The 13,550-nt window shown below is 66.2% G+C and carries 16 protein-coding genes; 7 read left to right on the top strand and 9 right to left on the bottom strand.

The window, feature by feature from the left end; genetic code table 11:
* Window positions 1-6: 6 nt before the first annotated feature.
* The 4 genes from C0V82_RS15460 to fdxA form a co-directional block, all read right to left on the bottom strand.
* Complete coding sequence (locus tag C0V82_RS15460; protein WP_102113056.1) at window positions 7-894, bottom strand: RNA polymerase factor sigma-32; 888 nt, start codon at window positions 892-894, stop codon at window positions 7-9.
* Window positions 895-991: 97 nt separating this feature from the next.
* Window positions 992-1,810: a metallophosphoesterase family protein gene (locus C0V82_RS15455; RefSeq protein WP_102113055.1), complete on the bottom strand. Its 819-nt coding sequence runs from the start codon at window positions 1,808-1,810 to the stop codon at window positions 992-994.
* A gap of 147 nt (window positions 1,811-1,957) precedes the next feature.
* Window positions 1,958-2,458: a CarD family transcriptional regulator gene (locus C0V82_RS15450; RefSeq protein ID WP_054168790.1), complete on the bottom strand. Its 501-nt coding sequence runs from the start codon at window positions 2,456-2,458 to the stop codon at window positions 1,958-1,960.
* A 353-nt stretch (window positions 2,459-2,811) separates the two neighbouring features.
* Complete coding sequence (gene fdxA, locus C0V82_RS15445; RefSeq protein WP_054168789.1) at window positions 2,812-3,144, bottom strand: ferredoxin FdxA; 333 nt, start codon at window positions 3,142-3,144, stop codon at window positions 2,812-2,814.
* Between the two features lie 156 nt (window positions 3,145-3,300).
* On the opposite strand from fdxA, the gene C0V82_RS15440 reads away from it, so the two are divergent.
* From C0V82_RS15440 to C0V82_RS15425, 4 genes are all read left to right on the top strand, one after another.
* Window positions 3,301-3,909 (top strand): DUF938 domain-containing protein, encoded by a 609-nt coding sequence (locus tag C0V82_RS15440; protein WP_199772431.1) that lies wholly within the window; start codon window positions 3,301-3,303, stop codon window positions 3,907-3,909.
* A 371-nt stretch (window positions 3,910-4,280) separates the two neighbouring features.
* Window positions 4,281-5,048, top strand: a complete 768-nt coding sequence (gene modA, locus C0V82_RS15435) for a molybdate ABC transporter substrate-binding protein (protein ID WP_102113054.1) — start codon at window positions 4,281-4,283, stop codon at window positions 5,046-5,048.
* The gene (gene modB / locus C0V82_RS15430) at window positions 5,048-5,746 is read left to right on the top strand and encodes a molybdate ABC transporter permease subunit (protein ID WP_102113053.1); all 699 of its coding nucleotides are present in this window, start codon (window positions 5,048-5,050) and stop codon (window positions 5,744-5,746) included. Before modA ends, modB begins: the two co-directional genes overlap by 1 nt.
* Window positions 5,739-6,383 carry an ATP-binding cassette domain-containing protein gene (locus C0V82_RS15425; protein ID WP_102113052.1) on the top strand — a complete coding sequence of 215 codons (645 nt, stop codon included), beginning with the start codon at window positions 5,739-5,741 and terminating at the stop codon, window positions 6,381-6,383. The genes modB and C0V82_RS15425 overlap by 8 nt, the downstream gene beginning before the upstream one ends.
* Here C0V82_RS15425 and deoC read toward each other — a convergent pair.
* Both deoC and cdd read right to left on the bottom strand, forming a co-directional pair.
* The gene (gene deoC / locus C0V82_RS15420; RefSeq protein WP_102113051.1) at window positions 6,377-7,156 is read right to left on the bottom strand and encodes a deoxyribose-phosphate aldolase; all 780 of its coding nucleotides are present in this window, start codon (window positions 7,154-7,156) and stop codon (window positions 6,377-6,379) included. The genes C0V82_RS15425 and deoC overlap by 7 nt on opposite strands.
* A gap of 1 nt (window position 7,157) precedes the next feature.
* Window positions 7,158-7,571 (bottom strand): cytidine deaminase, encoded by a 414-nt coding sequence (gene cdd, locus C0V82_RS15415; RefSeq protein WP_102113050.1) that lies wholly within the window; start codon window positions 7,569-7,571, stop codon window positions 7,158-7,160.
* Window positions 7,572-7,747: 176 nt separating this feature from the next.
* Here cdd and C0V82_RS15410 point away from each other — a divergent pair, with 176 nt between their 5' ends.
* Entirely contained in the window at window positions 7,748-8,908 is a 1,161-nt protein-coding gene (locus C0V82_RS15410) for an iron-containing alcohol dehydrogenase (protein WP_102113049.1), read from the top strand.
* A gap of 7 nt (window positions 8,909-8,915) precedes the next feature.
* On the opposite strand, the gene C0V82_RS15405 is transcribed toward C0V82_RS15410, so the two are convergent.
* Both C0V82_RS15405 and C0V82_RS15400 read right to left on the bottom strand, forming a co-directional pair.
* On the bottom strand, window positions 8,916-9,485 hold the full coding sequence (locus C0V82_RS15405) for a L,D-transpeptidase family protein (RefSeq protein ID WP_102113048.1): 570 nt from the start codon (window positions 9,483-9,485) through the stop codon (window positions 8,916-8,918).
* An 8-nt stretch (window positions 9,486-9,493) separates the two neighbouring features.
* Entirely contained in the window at window positions 9,494-10,822 is a 1,329-nt protein-coding gene (locus C0V82_RS15400; protein ID WP_158659956.1) for a penicillin-binding protein activator, read from the bottom strand.
* 31 nt (window positions 10,823-10,853) lie between these two features.
* Between C0V82_RS15400 and rsmI the strand changes: the two genes are divergently transcribed.
* Both rsmI and C0V82_RS15390 read left to right on the top strand, forming a co-directional pair.
* Window positions 10,854-11,813, top strand: a complete 960-nt coding sequence (gene rsmI / locus C0V82_RS15395) for a 16S rRNA (cytidine(1402)-2'-O)-methyltransferase (protein ID WP_102113458.1) — start codon at window positions 10,854-10,856, stop codon at window positions 11,811-11,813.
* Window positions 11,797-12,180, top strand: coding sequence for a YraN family protein (locus C0V82_RS15390; RefSeq protein ID WP_102113046.1), 384 nt, complete (start codon window positions 11,797-11,799; stop codon window positions 12,178-12,180). The genes rsmI and C0V82_RS15390 overlap by 17 nt, the downstream gene beginning before the upstream one ends.
* Before the next feature lies 1 nt (window position 12,181).
* Here the strand turns inward: C0V82_RS15390 and C0V82_RS15385 are convergent, their stop codons facing one another.
* Entirely contained in the window at window positions 12,182-13,504 is a 1,323-nt protein-coding gene (locus C0V82_RS15385) for an RsmB/NOP family class I SAM-dependent RNA methyltransferase (RefSeq protein ID WP_102113045.1), read from the bottom strand.
* Window positions 13,505-13,550 lie beyond the last annotated feature (46 nt).

Below are 13,550 nucleotides of genomic sequence, written 5' to 3'. Positions count from 1 at the left end.
GCCCCCTCACGCTTCCATGAACAGGTCGCGGCCATCGGCCACGCGCTTCATCATGCTGGCGCGCAGCTTGTTCATGGCGCGGCTTTCCAGCTGGCGCACACGTTCCTTGGACACGCCCAACACACGGCCCAGTTCTTCCAGCGTCGCTCCTTCATCGCGCAGGCGGCGTTCGGCGATAATCTGACGTTCGCGCGGCGACAGTTCGCCCAGCGCCTCCGCCAACCACTTGGACCGCATGCGCCCGTCGCGCATGCCGATCACCACATCCTCGGGGTTGGGGCGGCTATCGGGCAGGATGTCTTGCCATTCGGCTTCGCCATCCATCGCCATGGTGGCATTCAGCGACTGGTCACAGGCGGCCAGCCGCATCTCCATCGTCTCCACCTCACGCGCGTCGATATCCAGTTCGCGGGCGATCTGTTGCCGCGCATCGGTGGACAGATGGTCAGACGACGGATTGTCGGCGATCTTGGCACGCAGGCGACGGAGGTTGAAGAATAGCGACTTCTGTGCCGCCGTGGTGCCGGTACGCACGATAGACCAGTTACGCAGGATATGGTCCTGCATGGCCGACCGGATCCACCAGGCAGCATAGGTGGAGAAGCGGACATCGCGCTCCGGCTCGAACCGGCCCGCCGCCTGCATCAGGCCGACATTGCCTTCCTGCACCAGATCGCCCATGGGGATGCCGTAATGGCGGAAACGCGTCGCGGTAGAGATCACCAGACGGGTGTAGGAACGCACCAGCTCATGCAGCGCCTTCTCGTCCCCCTTTTCCCGCCAGCGACGGGCCAGATCCAACTCGTGATCACGGGCCAGCAGCGGTTCTTTCATCGAGGCGCGGATGAAAGCCAGGTTGGCGCGCTGGGTTTCGGGATCGTCGATGGACGCCATCGGTCACTCTCCGTCGCTGGATCAGGGGGGCATGTGCCCTTGCTTGATCCTTGTTACGGAGGCGATTGGCGGTTGGATCAACCGGCCCGAAAATATTTCAGGCTTCGGCCAGTTCCAGCATCTGCCCATCAGGGGCAAAGCAGGCGCAGATGAGGCGACCACCGAAGCCGGCCCCGCCATCCAGGCTGGCCGTGAAATCGGTGACGGTCGGCCCCGGCCCATGGATCGGGTCATAGCCGCGCACGACACGGCGGAAGCCGTTATACGGTTCCACGATGCGGGCGAACGAAGTGCCGCCCCACCAGAAGATGTCAGCCTGCATATGCAGCGGCTTGGCCGGGTCCAGGCCGGCATTGACGAACAGCAGTTCCGTCGGCGCCCCGTCCGGGGCACTGGTATAGGCGCAGCGGCGCACCGCACTCAGCAGATTGTCATGGCCCGGTGCAGCGCGCATCGCGGCACGCAGCTCCCCGGTCCAGCGGGCCAGCGTCACGGCCCCTTCCTTGGCCGACACCAGACCATATTGGGCATTGCCGCCATAGGCCGCCAGGGTGGTGTCCAGCCCCTGCCCGATCATCCACTGCAACACGGCGGCGGGATCAGGCGCGAACTGAAGCTGCAACAGCTTCTGCCACATCTCCTCCTGCCCGCCGCGCAAATAAACGATGTCGGTCGCCACCACGCCACGCCGCGCCAGGATCTCGCGCCGGAAGGACAGCAATTCCTCAATCGTCTCGCGAACGGCGGCACCCCGGCCGATCATGTTGCCCAGATAGACCAGACGGTCACCGGGCAGGAAGCGCTTGCCGACATCATCATGCAGGGCCGCCAGACGCGCCGCCTCGCCATGGATGGCCCCCACCGCCCACACGCGGCGTGGCCGACCCAGCAAGGCATATTTGCGATCATCCGACATGGGGACCCGGCAGGTTCTTCTTCGCGTCGCCAGTGTAGGGCGTGCGGCGGTGCAAAAAAAGGGGCGTTCAACAAGTGAACGCCCCTTTCATACTAAATATCCCGATTTTTTAACAGCGGGATGCTTGATCTTGTGGGTGTACCCCGATCAAGCTGCCTTGCTCAGCACGGCTTCCAGCTTTTCGGTGGCCTTGCGCTCGTCGATCTTCTCGACAACGGCCAGCTCGCGGGCCAGACGCTCCAATGCTGCGTGATAAATCTGACGTTCGCTGTAGGACTGATCGGACTGGTCCTCACCACGATACAGGTCGCGCACGACCTCCGCGATGGAAACCGGGTCGCCGGAATTGATTTTCGCTTCATATTCCTGGGCGCGGCGGCTCCACATGATGCGCTTGATCTTGCTGGGGCCCTGCAGCGTCTCCATGGCGGCCTTGATCCGGTCCTTGGTCGACAGGCGGCGCAGGCCCGAGGCCTTGGCCTTCGCCACGGGAACCTTCAACGTCATCCGTTCCTTTTCGAACTGGATGGCGTACAGCGTCACGCTCATGTCGGCGATGCTGTGGGTTTCGATCCCGATGATCTGGCCCACGCCGTGGGCCGGATACACAACGTGATCCCCGGTGGTGAAATCTAGGCTTTCGGACATATCGGTTGCTCTCTTCTTCCGCGCGGGGCTGCGCGCCACGGGAACAAAAATGATAGAGGCCCCGACCGCACGGGCGGCGGGACCACTCCAGACGAAACACTGCGATGGCGAAAGCGGTCGGCACATCAAGCCACGATCACGGGCGTCGTGCCGATCCTCGCTTGATGGAATATAGTCGATGTTACGTCCACATGACAGAGGCGGAACGCGTTGTTCGCCATAAGTTCCGCGCAGAGCGCGTTATGTCGGTCATGCGCCCATCGCATGGGCATTAGCGGACTTCTTAACCGCCGGTCAATGATTTTTGCCGGCGCGCGCGGACCACCGGGGAAACCGGTGGTCCGCCCACATCCTTACTTGCCCGGCTTGGGGCTGAAATGCTTCTCGAACTTGTCGGGCACACCCTTCCAGGCGTCAGCGTCGGGCAGCGGGTCCTTGCGGCGGTTGATGACCGGCCACTGCCCAGCATATTCGCGGTTCATGGCCAGCCACTGTTCGGCGCGCGGGTCGGTGTCGGGCAGGATGGCCTCGGCGGGGCATTCCGGCTCGCACACGCCACAATCGATGCATTCATCGGGATGGATGACCAGCGTGTTCTCACCCTCATAGAAGCAGTCCACGGGACAGACTTCGACGCAGTCAGTGTACTTGCACTTGATGCAGGCCTCGGTAACGACGTAGGGCATCCCCGGAACTCCAAAAAGCGTGGCGCACGCAATCAATCCAATCAGCGCCAGAGGTAGACAATCCGGCAGACGCGCGCAACTGCTTGCTTGGTCTGACCCGGCATGCAGGACGAAATGGGCTTGGCGCTGCGGCTCGCGCCTCCTACCTTTGGCCCCATGATGACCGATGAAAAGCGCCACGCGCCCGCCACCCTGCGCAACCGGCAACCGCTGCTGGATGCCCTGCACCCGCATCTGCCGCAAACCGGTCTGCTGCTGGAAATCGCCAGCGGGAGCGGGGAACATGCAGTTTTCCTGGCCGAAAACCTGCCAGCCCTGACATTCCAGCCCAGCGACCCCGACGAGGATGCCCGCGCCAGCATCCGCGCCTGGGCGGCGGAATCCGGGCTGCCCAACCTGCGCCCGCCACTGCCGCTGGACGCCGCTCGCCCCGATGCATGGCCCAATGTCCGGCCTGACGCCATCTTGTGCGTGAACATGATCCATATCGCGCCCTGGGATGCCGCCATCGGCCTGTTCACGGGCGCGGGCCGTCTGCTGCAACCGGGTGCGCCGCTCTGCCTCTACGGCCCTTATAAACGCGGCGGACAGCATACATCCGACAGCAACGCCGCCTTCGATGCCGACCTGAAGGCCCGGAACCCAGCCTGGGGCGTACGCGACCTGGAAGCGGTGATGGACCTCGCTGCCGCCAACGGCCTTACCGGACCGGACATCATCCAGATGCCCGCCAACAACCTGACCGTCATCTTCCGCCGCACCTGACCGGGGGCGTCGGATGTGGCGGAATGGCTGACTTTCCGACCGGTCTCTGCTATTCTGGGTTTCTCAACGCCCTTTCCCTGTCCGCTGCAATCCGACGCCATCGGCGCTCGGATTGGCAGTCTCGTGGCTCGTGAAACAAGATCGCATTTTCGGTTGCACCTGGTTGCGCGGGGCCACTCATTCGGGGCGACGTTAATTCAGAGGGGAAAGGCCCAACCTCTGAAAAACACCCGCATTTTCTGTTTCATTCGGTTGCGCAACAGTGGCGCATCCGCTGGGCCGCACGGGAAATCATCGCGCCAAGAGGCTCGTTGTATTTCCATGGACATAACGATAATCTATTGCTGCTGAACTTCAGGTCAGGATGCACTATGGCCCGTTCCCGCCTTCCCTCGTTCCTCATCGCCGTGTCATTGGCCTTCGCACCGGCGGCCTGGGCAAAGGATACGACCGTCTATGCCGCCGCCAGCCTGAAGACGGCGCTGGACGAGGCATTGGTGGCCTACCGGGACCAGACGGGCGGTACCGCCACCGCCGCCTATGCCGCCAGTTCTGCTCTGGCCAGGCAGATCGAGGCGGGGGCACCGGCAGATATCTTCATGTCAGCCGATCAGGAATGGATGGATTATCTGGTCAAGGCCGGGCTCGTGCAGGCCGACAGCCGCTTCACCTTCCTGGGCAATCAACTGGTCCTGGTCATGGAGCGGTCGCAGGCAAGGCGCCTGACCATTGATGGCAATCTGGACATTGCCGCCCTGCTGAATGGACGGCGGCTGGCCGTGGGCGATGTCAACGCGGTGCCGGCGGGACGCTATGCCAAGGCGGCACTGACCAAGCTGGGCCTGTGGTCCCAGGTATCGGACAAGCTGGCACCTGCTGAAAATGTCCGCGCCGCCCTGGCGCTGGTGGCACGGGGAGAGGCCGGGGCCGGCATCGTCTATGCTACCGATGCGCGGGTTGAACCCGGCGTGGCCATTGTTGGCGTCTTCCCCGCCGACAGCCACGCGCCGATCGAGTATCCTGTGGCCCTGCTGAAGGGGGCGGACAAGGCTGCCAGCCAACCGCTGCTCGATTTCCTGAAGACAGACGAGGGGCGGCGTCACTTCATCAATCAGGGCTTCACGGTGCTGACCAAATAATGGGGAGCTTCACGGCGGAGGAAATGACGGCAATCTGGCTGTCGGTAAAGGTGGCCTGCTGGGCCACTGCCGTCAGCCTGGGGCCGGGGATCCTGGTGGCCTGGCTGCTGGCCCGCCGGTCCTTTCCGGGACGTATCCTGCTGGATGCGCTGGTGCATCTGCCCCTGGTCCTGCCGCCGGTGGTGACGGGCTACCTGCTATTGCTGCTGTTCGGGCGCAAGGGACCGGTGGGGCAGGTCCTCGCCGAATTCGGGATCGTGTTCGCCTTCAACTGGACCGGGGCGGTTCTGGCCTGTTCGGTCATGGCCTTCCCCCTGCTGGTCCGCGCCATACGCCTGTCGATGGAGGCGGTGGATACGCGGCTGGAAGATACGGCAGCTGGCCTGGGCGCCCCGCCCTGGGCCGTGTTCCTGACCGTCACCCTGCCTTTGTCGCTGCCCGGCATCCTGTCCGGCGCCATCCTGTGCTTTGCCAAGGCGCTGGGGGAGTTCGGGGCCACCATCACCTTCGTCGCCGCCATTCCCGGCGTGACCCAGACGCTGCCCGCCGCCATCTATGGCCTGACCCAGATGCCGGGCGGAGATGCAGCGGCCCTGCGCCTGACTCTGGTCGCCGCCCTGATCGCCATCCTCGCGGTGACAGCCAGCGAGTTGCTGGCGCGCCGCGTACGCCGGCGGGTGGAGGGGCGGGATGCTTGATCTGTCGCTAACCCACCGTATCGGCACCTTCACCCTGACCGCCGAGCTGTCCATCGGCCCCGGCGTCACGGCTATCACCGGCCCGTCGGGTGCCGGCAAGACGACCCTGCTGTCTCTGATCGCTGGCCTATCCCGGCCTTCTGCGGGGCGGATCGCGCTAGATGGCAAGGTTCTGGTCGACACCGACAGCCGGATTTGGCTCCCCCCCCACCGCCGCCATGTCGGGCAGGTATTTCAGGAGGCGCGCCTATTCCCCCATCTGAATGTCCGCCACAACCTTCTCTATGGAAGGCTGTTTGGTGGACGCAGGCAGGACGGACCGACGCTGGGTGCCATCGTCGACCTGCTGGATATCGCCCACCTGCTGTACCGCCACCCCCGTGACCTGTCGGGCGGGGAACGGCAGCGGGTGGCCATCGGGCGGGCGCTCCTGTCCAACCCATCCCTGCTGTTGCTGGACGAGCCGCTATCAGCGCTGGACCCCGCCCGCAAGGCGGAACTGCTACCCTACCTGCAGCGCCTACGCGATGGTACGGGCCTGCCCATGCTTTATGTCACCCACCAGAGCGAAGAGGTGGCGGCCCTGGCCACGGCTTGGCTACGGGTCGACCAGGGGGTGGTAACGGTGGATCAGTAGCCCGCTGTCACCGTGACCGCCGGCCCCTGGCCCAGCACGCCCAGCAGCGCATCCAGCAGGCCCGACGCGCCAAAGCGGAACGTCGCCGGCGATGCCCAACCCGGCCCGCAGATCTCGTCCGCCAGGGCCAGATACTGGGCCGCCGTCTCCACATCGCGGATACCGCCCGACGCCTTGAAGCCCACGGGCCGCCCGGCCTCGCGACAGGCGGTCAGCATGATGCGGGCTGCCCCCGGCGTGGCGCCCGCCGGCACCTTGCCGGTGGATGTTTTCAGAAAATCCGCCCCGGCGGCCACCGCCACCTGCGCGGCGCGCTCGATCAGGGCCGGCTTGGCCAGCGCCCCGCTTTCCAGGATGACCTTCATGGTCACCGGCCCACAGGCCTCCCGGCAGGCGGCCAGATGGTCCTGGGCCCGTTGATCACCGCCCATGCCGGCCATCACAGCGGCATAGGGCATGACCACGTCGATCTCGTCCGCCCCATCGGCCAGGGCGCGGGCGATCTGGTCCACCACCTTGTCCGCCGGCAGCGACCCGCCGGGGAAATTGACCACCGTCGCCACCTTCACACCACTGCCAGACAAGGCTTGTTTCGCTTGCGGAATGAATGACGGCCAGAGGCAGACCGCCGCCACATTGCCCACTGGCGTCACGGCCTTTGCGCACAGGACGGCGGTGCTGTCGGCATCATCCGCGTCATTCAGGCTGGTCAGGTCCAGCAATGGCAGGACGCGGCTGGCGATATCTACAAGGGTTATTTCGGTACCGGACATATCAGAACCCCAGATTGTCGGGACCAAAGCTGAAGGGCAGTAACTCGCCCAGGGTGAAGCTGCGGCGGTGGCTACCCGCGTCATAGACATGGATGGGCGTGTCGGGGCCGGCAAATTCCCGGATGCGCTGACGGCAGCCGCCGCAAGGTGTGCACATCAGGCCGGACCCGGCCTCCCCGCCCACCACTACGATCTCGACAATGCGGCGGTCGCCGGCAGCCACCATCAGGCCAATGGCCGTGGCCTCGGCGCATTGACCCTGTGGATAGGCGGCATTCTCGACATTGCAGCCGGCATGGATGCGCCCGCTTTCCGATCGGATGGCCGCCCCCACCTTGAACCCTGAATAGGGGGAATGGGAATGGGCGCGGGTGGCAAGGGCGGCGGCGAACAGGTCGGGGGCGGGGCTGGTCATGGGAACCTTGAACGATCGGAATGAACTGGGGGCAGCATAGGCGCTCCCCCGTTCCGGTTCCATACATGAACAAACCTCATCACCCGATGTGCCATTGCCGCCACCGGGGACTTGGCAAGACTGCCGCCAGGGTCGAACATGCCGGGCGGAAATCAGACAAGGTAGGGGGGCAAGTAATGATCGCCACCATCCTGGTGCCACCCATCATGGAAATCGGCGGCGGGGCCGTGCAGCGGCTGCCGGGAGTTCTGGCCCGGCTCGGTGTGCATCGCCCCCTGCTGGTCACCGATCCCTTCATGCGCGACCATGGCCATGCCGACCGGCTGCTGGCCCCGCTCCGGGACGCGGGCCTCGACCCCGGCCTGTTCGCCGATACCGTGCCCGACCCCACCACCGATGTGATCGCCGCCGGTGCCGCCTTGCTGCGCGATGGTGGCTATGACGGGATGATCGCGTTGGGCGGTGGGTCGCCCATCGACACGGCCAAAGCCATGGCCCTGCTGGCCGCCAATGGCGGTCGCATGCGCGACTACAAGGTGCCGAACCCGATCCCGAAGCCTTGCATGCCCGTCATCGCCATCCCCACCACCGCCGGCACCGGGTCGGAGGTAACGCGCTTCACCGTCATCACCGACACCGAAACGGATGAGAAGATGCTGATCGCGGGGCCGGGTCTGGTGCCCGCCGCCGCCATCATTGATTATGAACTGACCCTGTCCTGTCCCCCGCGCCTGACCGCCGATACCGGCATCGACGCTCTGACCCACGCCATCGAGGCCTATGTCAGCGTGAAGGCCAGCCCCTTCACTGATGCCATGGCCATCGCCGCCATGGGCCGCATCGCGCCCTGGATTCGTACCGCCTGTGCCGACCCCGCCGACCGGACCGCGCGGGAGAATATGATGCTGGGCGCCACTCTGGCCGGCATGGCCTTTTCCAACGCTTCGGTGGCCCTGGTGCATGGGATGAGCCGGCCCATCGGCGCCTTCTTCCATGTCCCGCACGGCCTATCCAACGCCATGCTGCTGCCCGCCGTCGCGGCCTGGTCACTGCCGGGGTCCATCACCCGCTATGCCGACTGCGCCCGCGCCATCGGGGCGGCGGAGCCGGGACAGGATGACGAGACGGCAGCGGGCGAATTGGTCGCGGCCCTGCGCCGCCTGAACGCCGACCTGCAGGTTCCCACACCCAAACAGTACGGCATCGACCCCGCACGCTGGGAGGAATTGCTGACCACCATGGCCGAACAGGCCCTGGCGTCCGGTAGCCCCAACAACAACCCACGCGTACCCAGCGTGGCCGACATGGTAGCCCTCTATCGGGAAAGCTGGGGTTGACCCCACCTCACAAGAAGCAGTCCGGCCCCCGCCCACCTGCCGGGTCACACGCCGCCATGGCCTGCGGCGATGGCGCGATGACCATGCGGTCGCCAGGCCGGGCTGCCGCCAGGATGGGCAGCATGTCGGAAAGCTGCACCGCCACACAGCCCGCCGTGGGGCCGTAGCCGGCGTCGGTCAGGTGGAAGAACACCGCACTGCCCATACCCGGCACCGGCGGGTCGTCATTGTGACCCAGGATGACGATGATGTCGTAGACAAGGCTGTCCAGCCACAGTTCCTCCCGGCTGGCCGCAAAGGGCAGCTTGACCGGGCGGTTATACGCCGGATGGGCTGGGTCATCGCACCAGCCATCATCCCGGTTGATCACCGATGTGGGCAAGCCCGTCACTGGCGGGGCCAGCCGGTCGGCGCGGTACAGCACACGGCGCAGGGTGAAGGCCCCGACGGGCGTGCCCCCATCCCCTTCCCGCTTGTCCAGACGGATACCCGTCCGCCCCACGGCACAGCGCACAGGGGTAGCGTTCCAGGTCAAAACATGCTGGCCATCGGCGGCCCTGGCGACATGGATATCCATCGGCACCCTCACGAGGTCGGGACGGGGACGAAGCTTTGCGGGGCGGGGTCGACCGGGGTGGTGCCGGTGCGCGTCACCTCCATCACGGCCAGCCCGCGTTCCGCCGTACCGGTGGGCAGCAGGCGGAAAATCCCCTCCGCCCCGGCAAAGCCATTGGCATTGGTCAGGGCTGGCACCGTGAAACCCGTCCCCCCCTTGGCCAGCACAGCAGCCAGCGCCGTGGCATCATAGGCCAGCGTGGCCAGACGGTGCGGACGATAACCAAAGGTCTGCTGGAACCGCGCCTCGAACGCGTCGCGCCCTTCCGGGGCGGGGGCCGCGAACCAGCCACCCACCAGCGCCGCCTCCCGACCCAGCCCCGCCTCGTCCCACAGGCCGGTGCCCAGCATGCGGACGGGACCCGGATCAATGTCGAAGAAGGGGAATAGGGCCGCCAGTTCGCGCAGCGTCTGCCCGCCTTCGGCAATCAAAACGGCATCGAACGGCAGCGGCCCGAACGTGTCGGCATTGGACAGGCGGCGCAGAGCTGCCAGCGACTCGGGATCGCCCAGCGCGGTCAGGCGCGCCCGTTCGGCAGCCAATGCGGCCTGCCGCTGATCGAAATCCGACAGGTTCTTGACCAGTTCGGTCAGGTTGGTGGCACCCGCCGTATAGCGTTCGACCTTGGTCACGGTCCCACCCGCCTGTTCGACCGCCTCACGCAGCGACTGCACCGCCGCATCGCCATAGGGGGTGGATGGGGCGACGACACCGAACCGCATCAGGCCGCGCGCCATCGACAGGCCGACCACACGCCGCACCTGTTCCTGCGGCTGGAACCCCAGCGTCCAAACCCCGCCGCCCGCGACGTTCCAGTCGCTGGAGAAAGACAGGACGGGCTTGCCGGCCTGCGCCGCCACCGGCTTCACAGCAGCGGCTTCCGCGCCGAACAGGGGACCCAGGATTACGCCCGCCCCTTCCTCGATCAAACCCTTCGCGGCAGTGGCGGCGATGCCAGGGCTGCCCTGCGTATCGCGGGGAAGCAGGGTGAATTTTTCGTCGCCCAAGTCGAACAGGGCCATCTGTGCGGCATCCAGCATGGACTGGCCCAGGGCGGCATTGGCACCCGTAAGGGGCAGCAGCAGGCCGACGCGGATCTTGTCATCCTTGGGGGCCGCCGGCTGTGCGGCCACGGGCGGCGGTAGGGCAGCAGGGGGCGGGGCCACCTGCGGCGGGGGTTGCGGGGTGGGTGCCGGGGCCGGTACGCTGCCAGGGCTGGCGCATCCCGCCAGCAGCCCGACGCAGGCCGCCAGCGTCACCAGCCACGACGCCCCGCGCCGACTTTCCATCCCACGCATTCGGAACCCCTTCCCTTTGACGTCACCCAGCATGGACGACCAACCCGACCTTGACGCCGACCTGGACGGGGAATTCCCCGAGGAAGGCAATGATGATGTGGTGGCGCAGCCTACCGGCAGCGGCGCCATCCGTAAACCTGGGGCGGGGCTTTACATCGTTGCCACCCCCATCGGCAATGCCGGCGACATCACTCTGCGCGCGCTCGACATCCTGCGCGGTGTCGATGCCATCGCATGTGAGGATACGCGCGTCACCGGTAAATTGCTGCGCCGATACGGCATCCGCACCCGTATGCTGCCCTATCATGACCATAACGCGGCAAAGATGCGTCCGGTCCTGCTGGACAAGGTGGCCAACGGACAGGCCATTGCGCTGGTGTCGGATGCAGGTACCCCGTTGGTCAGCGATCCAGGCTTCAAACTGGTGCGCGAGGCGAAGGACAGGGGCCTTTCCCTGACCCACCTGCCCGGTGCCAACGCCGCCATCACGGCCCTGGTCCTGTCGGGCCTGCCTAGCGACCGGTTCCTATTCGGCGGCTTCCTACCCGCCAAATCGGCGGCACGGCGGACGGAACTGGAACTGTTCCGCACCCTGCCCGCCACCCTGATCTTCTATGAATCAGCCCAGCGTCTGGCCGAGATGCTGGCCGATGTGACCGCCAGCCTAGGCAACCGCGAGGTGGCGGTGGCCCGCGAACTGACCAAGCTGTTTGAGGAGGTGCGGCGGGGCCCGGCATCGGACCTGTCCACCTACTATACCGAGAAGGGGCCGCCGAAGGGCGAGGTGGTGGTGGTCATCGGCCCACCAGCCGAAGGCGCCGCCGCCAGCGACGCCGCCGACATGGACAGCCTGCTAAAACAGGCGCTGTCCGGCGGGATGAGCGTGCGCGATGCTGCTGCCCATGTCGCCACCATCACGGGCCAGCCCAAGAAACAGGTCTATGCGCGGGCCCTGCAGCTGGGGACGGGGGGCGATGGCGCGGTCCCGTGACCAGCTTGATCGCCGGCGCGCCGAACGGCTGGGCCGCATCGCCGAATGGCTATGCTGTCTGGTGTTGTGGCTGAAAGGCTACCGTATCCTGGCCACCCGCCTGCGCCTGCCGATGGGGGAGATTGACATCATCGCCGCCAAGCGCAATGTCCTGGCCGTGGTGGAGGTGAAGGCGCGGCGGAACATGGTCCTGGCCTTGTCATCGCTGCCCCGCACCAGCTGGCGCCGGCGCTATGCAGCCATCAGCCAGTACGTGGCCCACCGCCCGCATCTGGCTCATTATGCCATTCGCTTCGACCTAATGGCCGTCCTGCCCCGGCGCCTGCCGCGGCATGTCAAGGATGTCTGGCGGGCGGAGGGGCCTTAGCTTAACCCACCCGCCGCAGCCGGGCCGCGAAGAACCCGTCCATGCCGCCGATCTCGGCCAGATGACCGGGCGTGCAGCGGACATAGCCGTCCGGGGTCAGCAGCTCCGAGAGCCCCCCGACCTCGTCCGCCGTCACCGGCACCACCTGCATTTCCGGCCGGCGGTAGAGTAGGTTGGTAATCTGGCTCTCGCCCTCTTCCGCCTGAAGCGAGCAGGTGCAATAGACCAGCGTCCCACCGGGCTTCAGCATGTCGACAGCACGATAGAGCAGACGGGACTGGATACGGCCAAGCTTCTCCACATCTTCTTCCGACTTCAACCGTGCCACGTCGGGGTGGCGACGGATGGTACCTGTGGCCGAACAGGGGGCGTCCAGAAGGACGGCATCCACCACGGCATCGGGCCGCCATTCGGTGGCGTCGGCCGCCACCGTCGTCACCCGTGCGCCAAGGCCCAAGCGGGCCATATTCTCCGACAGGCGGACCAACCGCTTTTCCGACCGGTCAACGGCGATGACCTGGGCGCCGGCCGCGGCCAGTTGCGCCGTCTTGCCGCCCGGTGCCGCGCACAAATCAATGGCGTCGCGCCCCGCCAGATCGCCGAACAGGCGGGCTGGGATGGCGGCGGCGGCGTCCTGCACCCACCATCCGCCCTCATCAAATCCGGACAGTTCCGTCACCTGCCCACCGGCGGCGCGGCGCAGGCTGCCCGTGGGCAACACGGTCGCCTCCAGCCGTTCGGCCCAGGCGGCGGCATTAGCCTTCACTGTGATGTCCAGCGGCGCCTCGCCCAGATGCGTCTCCACAATGGCGCGGGTCAGGGCCGTGCCATAGGTCTTGCGCCAGGACAGCCACAGCCAGTCGGGCGTGTTCAGACGCCCGGCATCCTGTTCGGCCAGGATGCTGGCCCGCTCCCGGTCCAGCCGGCGCAGCACGGCATTGATCAGACCCTTATAGGGATGCTGCTTGCGCGCCACGGCCAGTTCCACCGCCGTATCCACGGCGGCATGGGCCGGTGTCCCCAGGAACAGCAACTGTGCTGCACCCAGACGCAGGATATCCTGCACCACGGCCTTCAACTGCTGGCCCTGCTTGTTCAGGCTGCCCTGGATAGCGGCATCGATCTGGCCCAGGCGGCGCAGCGTCGTGGCCACCAGCATCCGCACAAAGGCGCGGTCGCGCGGCTCCAGTGCGCGCAAAGGCCGGCTGGCATCCCAGGCGTCATCAAACGGCACGCGCTTGGCCAGCACGTTGAATAAAAGGTCAAGGGCCGCCCCGCGCGTCGCAAGCGCGCTATCGGCTGGGCTGGTGGTCGCATCATTCATGGCGTGGGGGTGTACCCTGCCCGCCGCCGCTTGTCGAACGCCGATG

It is taken from the genome of Niveispirillum cyanobacteriorum, from assembly GCF_002868735.1.
GTDB classification, from domain to species: Bacteria; Pseudomonadota; Alphaproteobacteria; order Azospirillales; family Azospirillaceae; genus Niveispirillum; species Niveispirillum cyanobacteriorum.
The sequence above is the reverse complement of the archived record's forward strand: the minus strand, read 5'-3'. Positions and strand labels throughout refer to the sequence as shown.

Excerpts from the sequence above, each read along its gene's own strand:
- C0V82_RS15440 (WP_199772431.1), top strand. The coding sequence starts at position 3,301 with ATGATGACCGATGAAAAGCGCCACGCGCCCGCCACCCTGCGCAACCGG.
- modA (WP_102113054.1), top strand. The coding sequence starts at position 4,281 with ATGGCCCGTTCCCGCCTTCCCTCGTTCCTCATCGCCGTGTCATTGGCC.
- C0V82_RS15405 (WP_102113048.1), bottom strand. The coding sequence starts at position 9,485 with ATGGATATCCATGTCGCCAGGGCCGCCGATGGCCAGCATGTTTTGACC.
- cdd (WP_102113050.1), bottom strand. The coding sequence starts at position 7,571 with ATGACCAGCCCCGCCCCCGACCTGTTCGCCGCCGCCCTTGCCACCCGC.
- C0V82_RS15410 (WP_102113049.1), top strand. The coding sequence starts at position 7,748 with ATGATCGCCACCATCCTGGTGCCACCCATCATGGAAATCGGCGGCGGG.
- fdxA (WP_054168789.1), bottom strand. The coding sequence starts at position 3,144 with ATGCCCTACGTCGTTACCGAGGCCTGCATCAAGTGCAAGTACACTGAC.
- modB (WP_102113053.1), top strand. The coding sequence starts at position 5,048 with ATGGGGAGCTTCACGGCGGAGGAAATGACGGCAATCTGGCTGTCGGTA.
- C0V82_RS15455 (WP_102113055.1), bottom strand. The coding sequence starts at position 1,810 with ATGTCGGATGATCGCAAATATGCCTTGCTGGGTCGGCCACGCCGCGTG.
- C0V82_RS15390 (WP_102113046.1), top strand. The coding sequence starts at position 11,797 with ATGGCGCGGTCCCGTGACCAGCTTGATCGCCGGCGCGCCGAACGGCTG.
- rsmI (WP_102113458.1), top strand. The coding sequence starts at position 10,854 with ATGGACGACCAACCCGACCTTGACGCCGACCTGGACGGGGAATTCCCC.
- C0V82_RS15450 (WP_054168790.1), bottom strand. The coding sequence starts at position 2,458 with ATGTCCGAAAGCCTAGATTTCACCACCGGGGATCACGTTGTGTATCCG.
- deoC (WP_102113051.1), bottom strand. The coding sequence starts at position 7,156 with ATGTCCGGTACCGAAATAACCCTTGTAGATATCGCCAGCCGCGTCCTG.
- C0V82_RS15400 (WP_158659956.1), bottom strand. The coding sequence starts at position 10,822 with ATGCGTGGGATGGAAAGTCGGCGCGGGGCGTCGTGGCTGGTGACGCTG.
- C0V82_RS15385 (WP_102113045.1), bottom strand. The coding sequence starts at position 13,504 with ATGAATGATGCGACCACCAGCCCAGCCGATAGCGCGCTTGCGACGCGC.
- C0V82_RS15425 (WP_102113052.1), top strand. The coding sequence starts at position 5,739 with ATGCTTGATCTGTCGCTAACCCACCGTATCGGCACCTTCACCCTGACC.
- C0V82_RS15460 (WP_102113056.1), bottom strand. The coding sequence starts at position 894 with ATGGCGTCCATCGACGATCCCGAAACCCAGCGCGCCAACCTGGCTTTC.